The sequence below is a fragment of the Rhodoferax sp. genome (genome assembly GCF_018780565.1).
Taxonomy (GTDB): Bacteria; Pseudomonadota; Gammaproteobacteria; order Burkholderiales; family Burkholderiaceae_C; genus Rhodoferax.
Genome location: NZ_JADMJN010000005.1, coordinates 340,624 through 356,290, shown reverse-complemented (window position 1 = coordinate 356,290; position 15,667 = coordinate 340,624). Strand labels below are relative to the sequence as shown.

13 protein-coding genes are annotated in these 15,667 nt (G+C 59.7%); 8 read left to right on the top strand and 5 right to left on the bottom strand.

Translation table 11 applies throughout. The features are described from left to right. Nucleotides 1–180: 180 nt before the first annotated feature. The gene (locus tag IV109_RS09135; RefSeq protein WP_296695085.1) at nucleotides 181–1,425 is read right to left on the bottom strand and encodes a nitronate monooxygenase; all 1,245 of its coding nucleotides are present in this window, start codon (nucleotides 1,423–1,425) and stop codon (nucleotides 181–183) included. Between the two features lie 128 nt (nucleotides 1,426–1,553). Next, complete coding sequence (locus IV109_RS09130; RefSeq protein ID WP_296695082.1) at nucleotides 1,554–2,576, bottom strand: 3'-5' exonuclease; 1,023 nt, start codon at nucleotides 2,574–2,576, stop codon at nucleotides 1,554–1,556. Nucleotides 2,577–2,901: 325 nt separating this feature from the next. On the opposite strand from IV109_RS09130, the gene IV109_RS09125 reads away from it, so the two are divergent. The 5 genes from IV109_RS09125 to IV109_RS09105 all read left to right on the top strand — a co-directional run bounded on the left by IV109_RS09125 (nucleotide 2,902) and on the right by IV109_RS09105 (nucleotide 7,504). After that, nucleotides 2,902–4,101, top strand: coding sequence for an ABC transporter substrate-binding protein (locus tag IV109_RS09125; protein ID WP_296695081.1), 1,200 nt, complete (start codon nucleotides 2,902–2,904; stop codon nucleotides 4,099–4,101). A 62-nt stretch (nucleotides 4,102–4,163) separates the two neighbouring features. Continuing rightward, entirely contained in the window at nucleotides 4,164–5,027 is an 864-nt protein-coding gene (locus IV109_RS09120) for a branched-chain amino acid ABC transporter permease (RefSeq protein ID WP_296695078.1), read from the top strand. Then, entirely contained in the window at nucleotides 5,024–6,037 is a 1,014-nt protein-coding gene (locus IV109_RS09115; RefSeq protein WP_296695074.1) for a branched-chain amino acid ABC transporter permease, read from the top strand. Before IV109_RS09120 ends, IV109_RS09115 begins: the two co-directional genes overlap by 4 nt. Continuing rightward, complete coding sequence (locus IV109_RS09110) at nucleotides 6,030–6,794, top strand: ABC transporter ATP-binding protein (protein ID WP_296695072.1); 765 nt, start codon at nucleotides 6,030–6,032, stop codon at nucleotides 6,792–6,794. The genes IV109_RS09115 and IV109_RS09110 overlap by 8 nt, the downstream gene beginning before the upstream one ends. Then, complete coding sequence (locus IV109_RS09105) at nucleotides 6,791–7,504, top strand: ABC transporter ATP-binding protein (RefSeq protein WP_296695071.1); 714 nt, start codon at nucleotides 6,791–6,793, stop codon at nucleotides 7,502–7,504. The genes IV109_RS09110 and IV109_RS09105 overlap by 4 nt, the downstream gene beginning before the upstream one ends. A 21-nt stretch (nucleotides 7,505–7,525) precedes the next feature. Here the strand turns inward: IV109_RS09105 and IV109_RS09100 are convergent, their stop codons facing one another. Then, the gene (locus IV109_RS09100; protein ID WP_296695069.1) at nucleotides 7,526–8,311 is read right to left on the bottom strand and encodes an IclR family transcriptional regulator C-terminal domain-containing protein; all 786 of its coding nucleotides are present in this window, start codon (nucleotides 8,309–8,311) and stop codon (nucleotides 7,526–7,528) included. A gap of 128 nt (nucleotides 8,312–8,439) precedes the next feature. Here IV109_RS09100 and pobA point away from each other — a divergent pair, with 128 nt between their 5' ends. Continuing rightward, entirely contained in the window at nucleotides 8,440–9,630 is a 1,191-nt protein-coding gene (gene pobA, locus IV109_RS09095; protein WP_296695067.1) for a 4-hydroxybenzoate 3-monooxygenase, read from the top strand. A gap of 68 nt (nucleotides 9,631–9,698) precedes the next feature. Continuing rightward, nucleotides 9,699–10,610 carry a CoA transferase gene (locus IV109_RS09090; protein WP_296695066.1) on the top strand — a complete coding sequence of 304 codons (912 nt, stop codon included), beginning with the start codon at nucleotides 9,699–9,701 and terminating at the stop codon, nucleotides 10,608–10,610. Nucleotides 10,611–10,857: 247 nt separating this feature from the next. Here IV109_RS09090 and ispF read toward each other — a convergent pair whose 3' ends face one another. Both ispF and ispD read right to left on the bottom strand, forming a co-directional pair. Continuing rightward, nucleotides 10,858–11,340, bottom strand: a complete 483-nt coding sequence (ispF, locus tag IV109_RS09085) for a 2-C-methyl-D-erythritol 2,4-cyclodiphosphate synthase (RefSeq protein WP_296695063.1) — start codon at nucleotides 11,338–11,340, stop codon at nucleotides 10,858–10,860. Nucleotide 11,341: 1 nt separating this feature from the next. After that, nucleotides 11,342–12,055 (bottom strand): 2-C-methyl-D-erythritol 4-phosphate cytidylyltransferase, encoded by a 714-nt coding sequence (gene ispD, locus IV109_RS09080; RefSeq protein WP_296695062.1) that lies wholly within the window; start codon nucleotides 12,053–12,055, stop codon nucleotides 11,342–11,344. Nucleotides 12,056–12,174: 119 nt separating this feature from the next. Between ispD and mfd the strand changes: the two genes are divergently transcribed. Next, nucleotides 12,175–15,657 (top strand): transcription-repair coupling factor, encoded by a 3,483-nt coding sequence (mfd, locus tag IV109_RS09075; protein ID WP_296695060.1) that lies wholly within the window; start codon nucleotides 12,175–12,177, stop codon nucleotides 15,655–15,657. Nucleotides 15,658–15,667 lie beyond the last annotated feature (10 nt).

The window sequence follows — 15,667 nt, the reverse complement described above, 5'->3', positions numbered from 1 at the left end:
TAAAAGAAAAAACCCCCTCAAGCCCGAAGGCTGGAGGGGGATGAATTCCCGGGGAGTCCAATTCCCGGGGTTGAGAGACGGTTCAAGTATCTCAATCTCCGGTCGTGCAGCATTGAGAATCCTCAAAAAAACTGCTGTCTCCAGCGTCGCCGAGGATGCAAGTCCTCATGCGTCCCGCCATCAGGCTGGCAAAGCGATCTTGTTGTCCGTGCTGAACTGGTAGTCCTTGAAAATGTGCTCGGCACTCAAGGTCTGGTAGTTGCCGTCAGCCAAACGGCGGGTCGTGTCTTTCAGGCGGTAGGTATAGTGACCGCACGTCCAGCAGTTGTAGTTGCGCATGTGGGTGCACAGGCAGGTCTTGTCCATGACCGAAATTGTCTTGGCGTCGGGGTGCAAGGCCACCTCGCGGTTGTAGGCGGTGATGTAGGCACAGTTGCCATTTCCATCAAGCAAGTAACCATAAGACTCACACCCCGGACGGATGCCCGAGCCAATGGCCGGCGTGCTCTTGAGCATACGCATCGGGTAGCCGGTTGGTGAGATGTTGTTGACAACGATGTCGTCTTCGCTGGCCTTGAAATATTCCTGCTTGACCTTGTCCGGCAAACCGCACTCGTTGGCCACCGTAAAGCGGGTGGCGACCTGGACAGCGGCGGAACCATTTTCCAGAAAGGACACCGCGTCGCTGCCGGTAAAGATGCCACCGGCTGCAACCACGGGAATATCGAGCTGCTCAGTTTTCAGGTATTGCACGATCTCGTTCGTGATGGTGGCCAGATCGTACTGAGCCCAATCCATGCCAAAACCCAGATGACCGCCGGCCAGGGGGCCTTCCACAATCACGTAATCAGGGAACCGGTTCAGCCTGGCGTTCTTGCGCAGGAACAACTGCAGCGCTCTCACTGAAGACACGATGATGCCGAGCTTGGCATCGCGAAACCGGGGGTGATCGGCAATCAGCGCAAATGAACCGAGATGCAAACCAGCACTCAGGGTAATGCCATCAATGCCAGCATCCAGTGCCGAGGCCATACGCACCTGCAAGGTTTCGCGAGGCCCGTTCATTGTGAGCTTTTCCATGCAGTTCACAAAGATCATGCCCTCGCCACGCTTGGCTTGCATGGTTGCGTCCACATGCCGTTTGGTTGCATCGGCGAGCACACCCAAATCGAACTTGATGATGGATTTGTCTGCGTTGTCGATGTTGTGCTTGTAAAAACGGGTTTTATCCTTGACGAAACTGGTGTCAAAACGTCGGTCGGAAACGTCGGGAACCATTGCATCGGAGATGTGCCCAATGCCACCAAGTCGCGCAGCTTCGAGGGCCAACTCAGCAGTTGAAATATCAACACCCATGCCACCAACCATGATTGGCACAAACTCTCTTTTCCCGAACTTCAAGCGGAAATCATCAACACGTTTCATCAAAATCCTTGGGGGGTTCCGGTGCCCCTGGAGACCCTCTTGAGCGACGGCACAAGCAAGCCCAGGGAGTGCGGAAAATCGCAAGCCAAGCCGGTCTTGCATGGCTGGGATTCTACCCCGCTCAAATGTCAGATTTGCGTATTTGACAATTCCCCTACCCGGTTCGAGTACTTCACGCCAGCCTCCATTTTCTCCACCTGCACAGAGGCCGAACGGCCTGCATAAACGGTCGATTTGAGCCAGTCATATTCAGCGATGAGTTGCGCTTCATCAACAAGTCGTGTGTACCAGACTTTCTGCTCTGCGTTCCAGCGGTAGGCTCGCGCCTTGAGAAGGTCTTTGGCTTCGAAGGGCGCTCGGGTCGCCTGCAGGCGAAAGGCTGGCCTGCGGCTGGCCTCGATGATGGTGGCAAGACCGGTACGCCCGGAACTTGGCAAGATGTCGCCAAGCACCGCCAGCAGTGCGTGGCAATCCATCTCGGCGCGGTGCGCGTCGTAGAACCAGCCTTTTTCCATGGCAAGGTACTCCAGCTTGGCGGACCCTTGGCCTTCCTTTTTCCAGTCGATATCAGCGAAGGAACAGCCCCACGGCAGTTGCATGAACGCCGGAATTCGGGCCTCACAAAACGGTCGATCAAACCCGGCGTTGTGGGCGATGACCAGATCGGCTCCTTCCAGCATTGTGGCGATTCGGGCCTCGTCCAGTCGCTGACCCTTGACCATGTCATTGCTGATGCCGGTAATGGTCTGCACTTCAGGCGAGATGGGAATGCCCGGGTCTTCCAGGCCATCGTAGACCTCGACCTCACCCACCGGCAAACCGGTTGCGGTGTCGACATGGACCCGCAGCAGGGCCAACTCGATGATTTTGTCGCGGCTATGGTCCAACCCCGTGGTCTCGGTATCCAGCACCAGCACACATTGAACCGGACCCTGGGGGACTCGATCAAAATGCAGGGCAGGAACCAGCCGACGCAGCACCTTGTAGTCGGGATGGTTTGACAGCAATGCCGCCATAGCCTCCATGTCCAGTACGACCTCAGCTTTTGGCGCCAACGGTCGACGCGGCTTTACCCGGGGTTTTGCCTGGGGCTGCGCTGTCTGCGGCTCATCGGTCGGGTCGAATCCAAGCGGTAATTGGGGATCAGTCACGTCGGTTCTTTCGGTTGGAAATCGATTCAAGGGGGCATTAAACCGCAGTCCTTGAACAAAACCCTGGCTCCATCGAAGAAAATGCACTATAGTGCATCTAAATTATTAAATAGCAATTTAATGCATGCGCAAATAAAACTGCTTGAGACGCACTTAAAGCCCGCTACAGGAATGTCGCAACTGCAATTTGATCCTCTATTTGGGTTTATATTCATTTATGCTTAAACAATTCAAATTTAAAGTACGGGTTTCTCTCTAGTGCAAGAACAGCATGGCCCGCTACGATCAACGCCACTCAAATGACTCACCCTTCAAGGAATTTCACATGACATCCCACTCCACTTCACGCCGTCTTGTCCTGTCCCGCGGTGCCGCCTTGATTGGTGCTGCTTCCAGCGGCCTTCTGTTGCCGGAAATCGCCCGGGCTCAAGGCAGCAAAGTGCGTGTTGGCCTGATGCTGCCCTATACCGGTGCCTTCGCTCCGCTGGGCGTGGCGATTGAAAATGGCGTGCGCATGGCGATTGCCGAACAAGGCGGCAAGCTCGGTGGCCGTGACATTGAATGGTTCAAGGTCGACGATGAGTCCGACCCCTCCAAGGGCGTAGAGAATGCCAGCAAACTGGTACAGCGTGACAAAGTCGATGTACTGATCGGCACTGTGCACTCGGGGGTGCAGATGGGCATCCACAAAGTGGCGCGCGAATCGGGTGTGCTATCCCTCATCCCCAACGCCGGCGTGCATACCGCTACCCGCGCCCTGTGCGCCCCCAACGTGTTCCGCACCAGCTTCACCAACAGCCAGCCCACCCGTGCACTTGGCAAAGTAATGGTGGACAAGGGCCACAAGAAAGCCGTCTGGATCACCTGGAAATATGCGGGTGGCGACGAGGCTTTCGAGGGCTTCAAGGAAAGCTATACAGCCGCCGGCGGCACCATCGTCAAAGAACTGGGCCTGCCTTTCCCCAACGTGGAATTCCAGGCGCTGTTGACCGAGATTGCATCCCTCAAGCCGGACGCCGTGGCCTGCTTCTTCGCCGGCCCCCCTGCCGCCAAGTTCATGAAAGACTTCGCGGCAGCCGGCCTCAAGGGAAAGATTGCGCTGTACGGTTCAGGTTTCCTGACCGAAGGTGTGCTTGAGGCCGCCGGACCCGCAGCGGATGGCGTGATCACGACCATGCATTACAGCGACTCCCTGGACACGCCCCGGAACAAGAAATTCCGACTTGAATACGCCAAAGCGTTCCGGATGCAACCCGATGTCTATGCCGTACAGGGCTATGACACGGGCTTGCTGCTGGTGCAGGGCGCCAATGCCGTCAAAGGCGACTTGAGCGCAAAGCCCGCTTTGTACAAGGCCCTGGAATCTGCCACCATCGACAGTCCGCGCGGCAAGTGGACCATGAGCAAGGCGCACAACCCGGTGCAGGACATTTACCTGCGGGTGGTGGAGAACAAGGAAAACAAGGTGATTGGCGTTGCCGCCAAGGCACTGGCCGATAGCGGCGCGGGCTGCAAACTGGGATAACTGGTCTGACCCTCCAGCAACGGGAGGCCGACCTCCCGTTTTTTTTGAGTTTTTCAGATTTTATGGATTTCCCCACCTTTCTTATCCAACTGCTCAACAGCGTGCAGTACGGCCTGTTGCTGTTCATGCTGGCGGCTGGCCTGACCCTGATCTTCGGCATCATGGGCGTGGTCAACCTCGCCCATGGCAGCTTCTACATGCTGGGGGCTTATCTGGCGTACGCGCTAAGTGGGCTGTTCGGCAGTCTCACAATGGCGATCGTTTGCGGCGCCGTCCTGGCCGTGGTGTCTGGCCTGGCGCTGGAGTGGTTGCTTTTTCGTCACTTTTACCAGCGCGACCATCTGGACCAGGTGCTGTTGACTTTTGGTCTGATCTACATCTTTGAAGAATTGCGCTCCATGCTGTGGGGCGATGACGTTCACAGCGTGCCTATCCCCGACTTGCTGAGCGCATCGATTCCCCTGACCGACAACCTTTCGTACCCGGTCTACCGTTTGTTCATGTCAGGCGTGTGCATTGCGCTGGCCGCTGGCTTGTACCTGTTGATTTCCAAAACCCGTCTGGGCATGAAGATCCGCGCGGGGGCCTTCAATCGCGACATGGCCGAGTCACTGGGCGTGAACATCAAACTCATTCACGCCATTGTGTTCGCGCTGGGCGTGGGCCTGGCCGCCGTGGCGGGAATGATTGCCGCCCCCATCGCCAGCGTGTATCCCAATATGGGCTCGCAAGTTCTGATCATGTGTTTTGTGGTGGTGGTGATTGGCGGCATTGGCTCGGTGCGGGGTGCGCTTATTTCTGCCTTGCTGGTGGGCCTGGTCGACACTTTTGGCAAGGTGTTGCTGCCTTCCGTGTCAGGCATGCTGGTCTATATGCTGATGGCCGCCGTGCTGTTGTGGAAGCCCGAAGGATTATTCAAGCAATGAGCACCGCCAAAGCCAATCTCGAAATACTGCCGCGCAGCGTGCAGGTCGCACTGGGGCTGGCGCTGGTCGCGCTGGCGGCCTTTCCTTTTGCCGGCACCGATTTCTACATCCAGATGGTCACCCGGATGATGATTCTGGCCATCTTTGCCATGAGCCTGGACCTGTTGCAGGGTGTCACTGGCCTGGTCTCGCTGGGCCACGCCGCGTACTTCGGTCTGGCAGGCTATGCACTGGCGTTTCTGATGCCCCAAAACGAGGCTGCATCGCTGTGGCTGACCTTGCCGGTGGCGGTGTTGGCCTCCGGGCTGGCGGCGTTGGTCATTGGTTTTTTTGTGGTGCGCACCCACGGCATCTACTTCATCATGGTCACGATGGCTTTTGCGCAGATGGTGTTTTATCTGTTCTTTGACAACAAGGCCCTGGGCGGCTCTGATGGCCTGTATATCAACTTCAAGCCCACCGCCACGGTGATGGGACTGACCCTGTTTGACCTGGACAACAAGAACACCCTGTACTACTTCACCCTGGGGGCGATGCTGCTGGTCTATGCCTTTTTGCGGCGGCTGCTGTGGAGCCCGTTTGGTCGCGCACTGGCAGGCATTCGTGTCAACGAGCACCGCATGCGGGCCATGGGCTTTGGCACTTTCGGCTACAAGCTCACGGCCTTTACGCTGGCGGGCGCGCTGGCCGGTCTGGCAGGTTACCTGTGGGGCGTGCAAACCGGCTACATCAATCCCGAGCTCATGGGCTTTCACATGAGTGCGCACGCCATCATGATGGTGATTCTGGGTGGTATGGGCAACTTTGCCGGCGCCATTGTGGGAGCCTTTACCTTCGAATATGTCTTGCATGTGTTCAAGGACTTGCCGCAGCTTGGCAGCGTCAACCTGGGCAAGCACTGGCAGCTCTGGATGGGCAGCTTCATTGTGCTGCTGGTGGTGTTTGCCCCCCGTGGCGTGCTGGGGCTGGCACAGTATCTGAGCCTGCGCAAGGAGAAGCAGGATGAATGAAATTTTGCTCTGCGCCAAAGGCCTGACCAAGCGCTTTGGCGGTCTGGCTGCAGTCAATGATGTGTCCATTGACCTCTGGCGCGACCGCATTCACGCGGTCATCGGGCCCAACGGTGCGGGTAAATCAACCCTGACCAACCTGCTCGCCGGTGATTTGCCTCCCACCTCCGGCCAGATCACCCTGTGCGGCACCGACATCACGGGTTGGGACCCTGAGCGCATCTCCCGCCAGGGCCTGGGCCGCAGCTATCAGAAGACCAACATTTTCCTGCCCTTCACGGTGTGGGACAACGTGCACCTGGCGGCCCAATCGCGCGAGCCCCAGCAACCCTGGAATCCCCAGCGCTGGATGCAGCTTGCTGCCAATTCAATAGCTGTAAGAGCAAGAACCACGAGGGCTATTGAGCTATCTGGTATGGAAAATCGGCGCCATGTGATTGCCGGAACCATCAGCCACGGCGAGCAGCGCCAACTGGAAATTGCCATGACGCTGGCCACCGAACCCCAGGTGCTGCTGCTGGATGAACCCCTGGCCGGCATGGGCGTGGCCGAAGCCCAGCGCATGGTGGAACTCTTGCTGAAACTCAAAAAAGACCACGCCATGCTGCTGGTTGAACATGACATGGATGCTGTCTTCACCCTGGCCGACCAGTTGACCGTGATGGTGAATGGCCAGGTGATTGCCAGCGGCACACCGGCACAGGTGCGTGCTGACAGCGGCGTGCAGGCGGCTTACCTGGGTGAGGAGCACGCATGAGCGAGCTGCTGATCAATGCCCGGGGGCTGAACACCTACTACGGCGCCAGCCACATCCTGCGGGACCTGGACTTTTCCGTGGGCCGCGGTGAAACCATTGGCCTGATGGGGCGCAACGGCATGGGCAAGAGCACATTGCTCAAAAGCATCATGGGCCTGGTCAAACCCCGCAGCGGCTCGGTCGAGATCATGGGCCACGCCATGACGGGGCACGCCCCGTACAAGATTGCACAGCGCGGCATCGCCTACGTCCCCGAGGGGCGTGGCATTTTTGGCAACCTGAGTGTGGTCGAGAACCTGAAAATGGCGGCCCGGCCCGGCACACGGGGCCAGCGGGACTGGACCTATGAACGGGTGCTGGAAACCTTCCCGCGCCTGCAGGAGCGCCTGGGCCATGGCGGCCAGCAATTGTCGGGCGGCGAGCAGCAAATGCTGACCATTGGCCGCGCCCTGATGACCAACCCCGATGTGCTCATTCTGGACGAAGCCACCGAAGGCCTGGCGCCCCTGATTGCCCGTGAGATATGGCGCATCTGCGGCCTGATCCGCGAGACCGGCATCAGCAGCGTGATTGTCGACAAGAACTGGAAGCACGTCACCCAGATCACCGACCGCAATGTGATTCTGGTCAAAGGCCAGGTGGTGTTTGAAGGCAGCTCCGATGAACTGCGCGACAAGCCGGAATTACTGGCGCAGCATTTGGGTGTTTGATCGGCGCCCTGCCCGGCACGTCTAAAGCAACGGGCGCAGTTCGCGCGCCGCCTCCAGCAGCAGCGGCAGCAGATCGCGCTGCATGGCGGGCACTGACAATCGGCTTTGAGATGCCACCACATTGAGCGCCGCCACCGCCACGCCTTTGCTGTTGCGCAGGGGAACGGCCAAAGCGTGCACACCCAGTTCATGCTCTTCGCTGGCCAGACAGAAATCATCCTGGCGGACCTGGGTGATGAGAGCCCGGAAAGACCGCGCATCGGTGGTGGTCATGGGTGTCATGCGGGCCAGCGTGCGGCCCTTCATCCATTCTGCAAACGCCGTCTTGGTTTTGGCCGCCAGCAACACGCGCCCAGTCGAGGTGGCATGGGCGGGCAACCTGGCCCCCATGTGAAGGCCATAGGCAATCACGCGCCCGCTGCCGGCCGAAGACGAGTGGCGGTCGTTGCCGCTGCGCGCCACGATCACGACTTCATCGGCATCCAGCACTACGGCGGAGAAGGACTCCTGGGCCTGCACCGCCAAGCGGTTCAAGGTGGGCTGCAGGGCACGCGGCAAACGGGCAGATGCCAGATAGCTGCCCGAGAAGCGCAGCACCTTGCTGGAAAGCCAGAAGTAACTGCCATCGGTTTCCAGGTATCCCAAATGGGCCAGCGTCAGCAAATGACGCCGCGCTGAAGCACGGGTAATGCCTGCGCGCTCGGCCGCCAAAGTGGCGTTGAGCCGCTGGCGCTCGGTATCAAAACTCTCCAGCACCGCCAGACCCTTGGCGGCGCCTTCGATGAAATCTGCCTTGGCTATGGTCACGCTGAATTCCCTCCAGATGCTGCGCGATGATCGCGCAATCAGTGCAATGATCGCACAATTGATGCGCATCACGCTTTACGCAAGGCCGCGTCGGCCCTAACCTTGCGGCATTCCCACAGGAGCTCAGTATGCAAACGCGAACCCAAGTTGCCATCATCGGCGCCGGCCCCTCGGGCCTTCTCCTCGGCCAACTGCTGCACAAGGCCGGTATTGACGCCATCATTTTCGAGCGCCAGACCGGCGACTACGTTTTGAGTCGCATCCGGGCCGGCGTGCTTGAGCAAGTCTGCATGGACCTGCTGGACGAAGCCGGCGTGGGCGAGCGCATGCACAAGGAGGGCCTGGTGCATGGCGGCTTTGACATGCTGTACAACGGCACGCGTCACCGTGTGGACCTGAACAAGCTCACCGGTGGCAAAAACGTCATGGTCTACGGCCAGACCGAACTGACCCGGGACCTGATGGACGCCCGTGTGGCAGCCGGCCTGCCCACCGTTTACGAGGCGACCAACCTGGCCGTGCATGATTTCGACACCAAGCACCCGCGCATCACCTACGAGAAAGACGGGCAGTCCTTCGAGCTTGCGTGCGACTTCATCGCCGGCTGCGATGGCTTTCATGGCGTGTGCCGCGCCAGCGCGCCGCGCAGCGCCATCACCGAGTATGAAAAGGTCTATCCGTTTGGCTGGCTGGGCCTGCTGTCCGATACGCCCCCCGTGCATGACGAGCTTATCTACATCAACAGCCCCCGTGGCTTCGCCCTGTGCTCGCAGCGCAGTAAAACCCGCAGCCGCTACTACCTGCAGGTGCCACTGACCGACAAGGTTGAACAGTGGAGCGACGATGCCTTCTGGCAGGAGCTGCGCCTGCGCCTGGACGAGGAAGGCCGTGACAAACTCATCACCGGGCCATCCATCGAGAAGAGCATTGCGCCGCTGCGTAGCTTCATCACCGAGCCGCTGCGCTTTGGCCGAATGTTTTTGGCGGGTGACGCTGGCCACATCGTGCCGCCCACCGGCGCCAAGGGTCTGAACCTGGCCGCCACTGATGTGAAATACCTCTCCAGCGCCTTCATTGAGTACTACCAGGACAAGACCGAGGCCGGCATTGACAGCTACTCGGAGCGCTGCCTTAAACGCATCTGGCGCGGCGAACGCTTTTCATGGTGGTTTACGCAACTCATGCACCGCTTTCCTGACGACGGCCCCATTGGTGCGAAGTTTCAGGAAGCCGAACTTGAATACCTGCTCAACTCCGAAGCGGGCTCGCGCACCATTGCCGAAAACTACGTGGGCTTGCCGCTGGATTTTGGCGCCTGATTTTTGGGGTAAATTCGAGCTGTCCCCGGCGCAAGTCGGCCCTGAAGTGCTCCTTTTTGAATAGCGCCATGACATCCTCTGCAAAATCCCCTGCCCTGCGTCCCCTGCGCGGTGTGCGCGTGCTCAGCCTCAGTCTGAATTTGCCCGGCCCCGCCGCCTTGATGCGTTGCCAGCAAATGGGGGCTTCTTGCGTCAAGCTGGAGCCGCCTCCGCATCCCGGCGCAGTGCCCGGCACCTCGGGCGACCCCATGGGCTTGTATGCGCCGGCCGCCTACCAGGTGCTGCACCAGGGCGTGCGCGTGGCGGTGGCCGACCTCAAGACCGAAAAAGGCCAAAAAGCCCTGCACCGCGAACTGGCCAAAACCGATGTGTTGCTGACCTCGTTTCGCCCCTCTGCCTTGAACAAGCTGGGGCTGGACTGGAAAGCGCTGCACAAGCTCTACCCGGCCCTGTCCCAGGTAGCCATCGTGGGCGCCCCCGGCGCGCGCGCAGAGGAGCCGGGGCACGACCTCACTTACCTGGCCGAGAACGATCTGATTGGCGCGCTGGACCTGCCACCCACCTTGTATGCCGACATGGGTGGTTCCTTGATGGCCTCGGAAGCGGTGTTGAAAGCCGTCTTGCTACAGCAACGTTCAGGCAAAGGCAGCTACCTGGAGGTGGCGCTGTCTGAAGCGGCTGGCTACCTGGCCCTGCCGCGCTCATGGGGACTGACCAAAAAGGGCTCGGCCGTCGGTGGTGGCCACGCCGGCTATCGCGTCTACCCCTGCAAGGATGGCCGTGTGGCCGTGGCTGCGCTGGAGCCTCACTTTGCCAAGTCGCTGTGCGCGGCGGCGGGCATTCAAAACGCCAACATCATGACCATGATGTCACCCGCCACCCACCAAACCATCGCCGCCTATCTGCTGACCATGACGCGCCAAGCCCTGGATGCGCTGGGCGTGGAGAAAGACATACCGCTTTATACGTTGCCGCAGTAGCAGATGCCTATTGGAAACAATGGCGTTGGGCGTGTCTCCTGTTACGCCCTTAGAGAGTGACGCGCAACATACTGCTGCAGCACGCCATCCATTCGCGACTATCCCAATACACTGCAACGAAACTTGGTTTTCCACATGCTTCGCAGCCCTTATGCAGTCTGCGTTTTTTTGAAATCAGCATATTGATCCTCCCCAAATGAGCCGTGTAACCCGGCAATTTTTTGGTTCATTCTAATCAGAAGCCGATTTACCTGGGTCTGCAAAGCAACACCACCGCCCGCGCTTCCATCGCCTGCCCCAGGCCAACCGGCCCCATCTTCTCAGCGGTCTTGGCCTTGACGTTGACCTGATCCACCTCCACCGCCAAAGCGAACGCAATCCGGGCGCGCATGGCTGGAATGTGGGACATCAGTTTGGGCGCCTGTGCGATCACGGTGCTGTCCACATTGCCAATCTCAAAACCTTGGGCACGCACGCGGCGGGCGGCCTCGGTCAAGAGCACGATCGAGTCGGCACCTTTGAAGCGCACATCCGTATCCGGGAAATGCGTGCCAATGTCGCCCAGCGCAGCCGCGCCCAGCAAGGCGTCGGTGATGGCGTGCAGCAGCACATCGGCATCCGAATGGCCCAGCAGGCCCAGGTGGAAAGGAACATCCACACCACCCAGAATGAGCTTTCGTCCTTCCACGAGGGCGTGCACATCCCAGCCCTCACCAATTCTGAAATTCATGTCATTCGCCTTTCAAGCGTGCGGTCAACACCGCTTCGGCCAGTGCAAAATCTTCGGGGTAAGTTACCTTGAAATTCTGCGCGCTGCCCTGCACCAGCAGGGGCTGAAACCCAGCCGCTTCCATGGCGCTGGACTCGTCGGTTACGGTGTCGCCCGCCTGCTTCAATGCGTCCAGCAGCATGCCCACGCGAAACATCTGGGGCGTCTGGGCCAGCCACTTGTCGCTGCGGTCCAGTGTGTCGGCCACCCGGCCGCCCACCTCACGCTTGAGCGTATCGGGCAGTTTGTGGGCCAGCAGCCCGCCAACAGGGTCCGCCGCGCAGGCATCGATCAAGGCGTTAATCTGGCCCGGGGTCACCAGGCAGCGCGCCGCGTCGTGCACCAGCACCCAGTCGGTAGAGGTGGCGCCGTGCTGCAGCAGAAACAACAAGCCATTCAATACACTGGAGGCCCTTGTGCAACCTCCGCAGTTAGCTATTAAATAAGTAGCACTACGGGACGCAAAGAAATCGTCATCCGGGGCAAGCACCAGCGCCGTGTTGGTGAGCCGGGCCACGCTGGCAAAGGCTGCCAGGGTGTGCATCACCATGGCTTTTCCCGCCAGTGGCTGGTACTGTTTGGGGCCGTCGGCCCCTGAGCGCGAGCCAGTGCCAGCACAGGGAATCAGGGCCCAGAAGCGGGGGCTGGCAGGGGGATTTTGTTGGGGATCAGTCATGGGTTTGGCCTCCATTCTAAAATCCATACTGCATTCGCTACAAAACACCCCCCGCCTGCGTCGCGGGGGGTGTTTTGTATTTGTGTTTCTGAACTTAACCATCGGTCTCCAGGCAATTCATGGATTTACCCAAACTGCATCCCGGCAAACGCTATACCCTGCCCCGCCCCACAGGCTCGGCCGATGCATTGCTTCTGGCCCGACTGGGCATGCGCGAAAAAGGCGACAAGCGCCTCACGGCCATCGTCACCGCCAACGCCACCGATGCGCAGCGCCTGCTGGACGAGATCACGTTTTTTGCGCCCGCCCTGCGCTGCGCCTTGTTCCCCGACTGGGAAACCTTGCCCTATGACGCCTTCTCGCCTCACCAGGACCTGATCAGCGAACGCCTGGCCACCCTGTGGCGCATCAGCCAGCGCGACAAGGAAACGGGCGCGGATGTGGTCATCGTGCCGGCCACCACCGCCCTCTACCGGCTGGCGCCGCCAAGCTTTCTGGCGGGCTACACCTTTCAGTTCAAGGTCAAGCAAAAGCTGGATGAAGCCCGGCTCAAGGCGCAACTGACCCTGGCGGGCTACAGCCATGTGACCCAGGTGGTGAGCCCAGGTGAATACGCCGTGCGCGGCGGGCTGATTGACCTGTTCCCCATGGGCAGCCCGGTGCCTTACCGCGTGGACTTGTTCGACGACGAGATCGACAGCATCCGCACCTTTGACCCCGACAGCCAGCGTAGCCTGTATCCCGTGCCGGAAGTGCGGCTGCTGCCCGGGCGCGAGTTCCCGATGGATGACGATGCCCGCGCGCGGTTTCGCAGCCGCTGGCGTGAATTGATGGAAGGCGACCCCACGAAGAGCCGCATCTACAAGGACATTGGCAATGGCGTGGCCACGGCCGGCATCGAGTACTACCTGCCCTTGTTTTTTGAGGAGACCGCCACCGTCTTTGATTACCTGGGTGCCGACGCCACGGTGGTTTTGCATGGCGATCTGGAGCCCGCGTTTCAGCATTTTTGGCAAGACACCAAAGACCGCTATCGCCTGGTGCAGGGCAACCGCGAATCCCCCGGCCTGCCGCCCGAATCCTTGTTCCTGAACACCGAGCAGTTTTATGCCCGCGTCAATCAGCATGCGCAGTTGGCGATTCGGCCAGCTATTGAGGACACGGCAGACAATGCGCAGTTTCAAAAACTGGGTGAACTGTCGGTGGTGCGCGGTGCCGAAGACCCCTTGAGCCGACTGAAGGAGCATATTCGCAACACGGCCCAGCGCGTGCTGGTGCTGGCCGAAAGCGAAGGCCGGAAAACCAGCCTGCTTGATTTTCTGCACGCCAGCCAGTTGCGTCCGCCTTCGTTCGACTCGCTCGCTGAATTCGAAGCCAGCGACGAAAAACTGGGCATTGCCACCTCGTCATTGAACACCGGCTTCAGCTGGCTGGAAGAAGGCATTGACTTCGTCACCGAGACCGAACTTTTTGCGGCAGGCCCCACGACGCGCCGGCGCAAGAAGCAGGAGCAGGTCAGCGATGTTGAAGCGCTGATCAAGGATCTGAGCGAACTCAATGTGGGCGACCCGGTGGTGCACTCGGCACACGGCATTGGCCGCTACAAGGGCCTAATCAACCTCGACTTGGGCAATCTGCAAGCCAATGGCGAGCCCGAAATTCAGGAGTTTTTGCACCTCGAATACGCAGACAAGGCCACGCTGTATGTGCCGGTGAGCCAGCTGCAGCTGATAAGCCGCTACACGGGGGTGAGTGCGGATGAGGCACCGCTGCACCGCCTGGGCTCGGGCCAGTGGGAAAAAGCCAAGCGCAAAGCGGCAGAGCAGGTGCGCGACTCGGCTGCCGAGTTGCTCAACATCTACGCCCGGCGTGCGGCCCGCGAAGGCCATGCTTTCCGCTACTCACCCAACGACTACGAAACTTTCGCCAACGACTTCGGCTTTGAAGAAACCGCTGACCAGAAAGCCGCCATTCATGCGGTGATTCAGGACATGATCAGTCCGCGCCCTATGGACCGCCTGATCTGCGGGGATGTGGGTTTTGGCAAGACCGAGGTCGCCCTGCGCGCGGCTTTCATTGCCATCACGGGTGGCAAGCAAGTGGCGTTTCTGGCACCCACAACGCTGCTGGCCGAGCAGCATTACCAGACGCTGGTGGACCGTTTCAGCAAGTGGCCGGTGAAGGTGGCCGAGATGAGCCGTTTCCGCTCGGCCAAAGAGATCACTGCGGCGCTCAAGGGCGTAGCCGACGGCACCATCGACATCGTGGTGGGCACGCACAAGCTGCTGAGTGAGTCGACCAAGTTTCACGACCTGGGCCTTTTGATCATCGACGAGGAACACCGCTTTGGCGTGCGCCACAAAGAACAGATGAAGGCGCTGCGCGCTGAGGTGGATGTGCTGACGCTCACGGCAACGCCCATTCCCCGTACGCTGGGCATGGCGCTGGAAGGCCTGCGCGACCTGAGCGTGATTGCCACCGCGCCGCAGCGTCGTCTGGCGATCAAGACCTTTGTGCGCACTGAAGGCAATGGCGTGATTCGCGAAGCCGTGCTGCGCGAACTCAAGCGTGGCGGGCAGGTTTACTTTTTGCACAACGAGGTGGAGACCATTGAGAACCGCCGCGCCATGCTGGAAGAATTGCTGCCCGAAGCCCGCATTGCGGTCGCTCACGGGCAGATGCCCGAGCGCCAGCTGGAGTCGGTGATGCGCGACTTTGTGGCCCAACGCTACAACCTGTTGCTGTGCTCCACGATCATTGAGACCGGCATTGACGTGCCCACCGCCAACACCATTGTCATGAGCCGTGCCGACAAGTTCGGTCTGGCCCAGTTGCATCAACTGCGTGGCCGCGTAGGCCGCAGCCACCACCAGGCCTATGCCTATCTGATGGTGCCCGATCTGGAAAGCCTGACCAAGCAAGCCAAGCAGCGGCTGGAGGCGATTCAGCAAATGGAAGAACTGGGCTCTGGCTTTTACCTGGCCATGCACGACCTGGAGATTCGCGGTGCCGGTGAGGTGCTGGGCGAGAACCAGAGCGGCAACATGCTCGAAGTCGGCTTTCAGCTTTACAACGAAATGCTGTCCGAGGCCGTGCGCTGCCTCAAGGCGGGGATCGAGCCGGATCTGCTGAGTCCGCTCAACGTCACCACCGACATCAACCTGCACGCCCCGGCGCTGCTGCCCGACGACTACTGCGGCGATGTGCATTTGCGCTTGAGCTTTTACAAGAAGCTGGCCACCGCCAAGACAACCGATCAGATCGACTCCCTTCTGGAAGAAATTGTGGACCGTTTCGGCAAGCTGCCAGCCCAGGCGCAAACGCTGATCGATGTGCACCGCCTGCGCGTGATCGCCCGGCCCTTCGGCGTTGTCAAGGTGGATGCAGCGCCCGGTGTGATCACGATCACCTTCAAGAAAAATCCGCCTATCGATCCGATGAAGATTATTTCAATGATTCAGAAGAACAAGCACATCAAACTGGCGGGCAACGAGAAGCTGCGTATCGAGCGCGAACTGCCCGAGGCCAAAGACCGTGCGCAGATGGTGCGGGATGTATTGCGCAATTTGGGGCAGCCGGTATTGGATGCCGTCGCTGGCTGACATTCGGCAT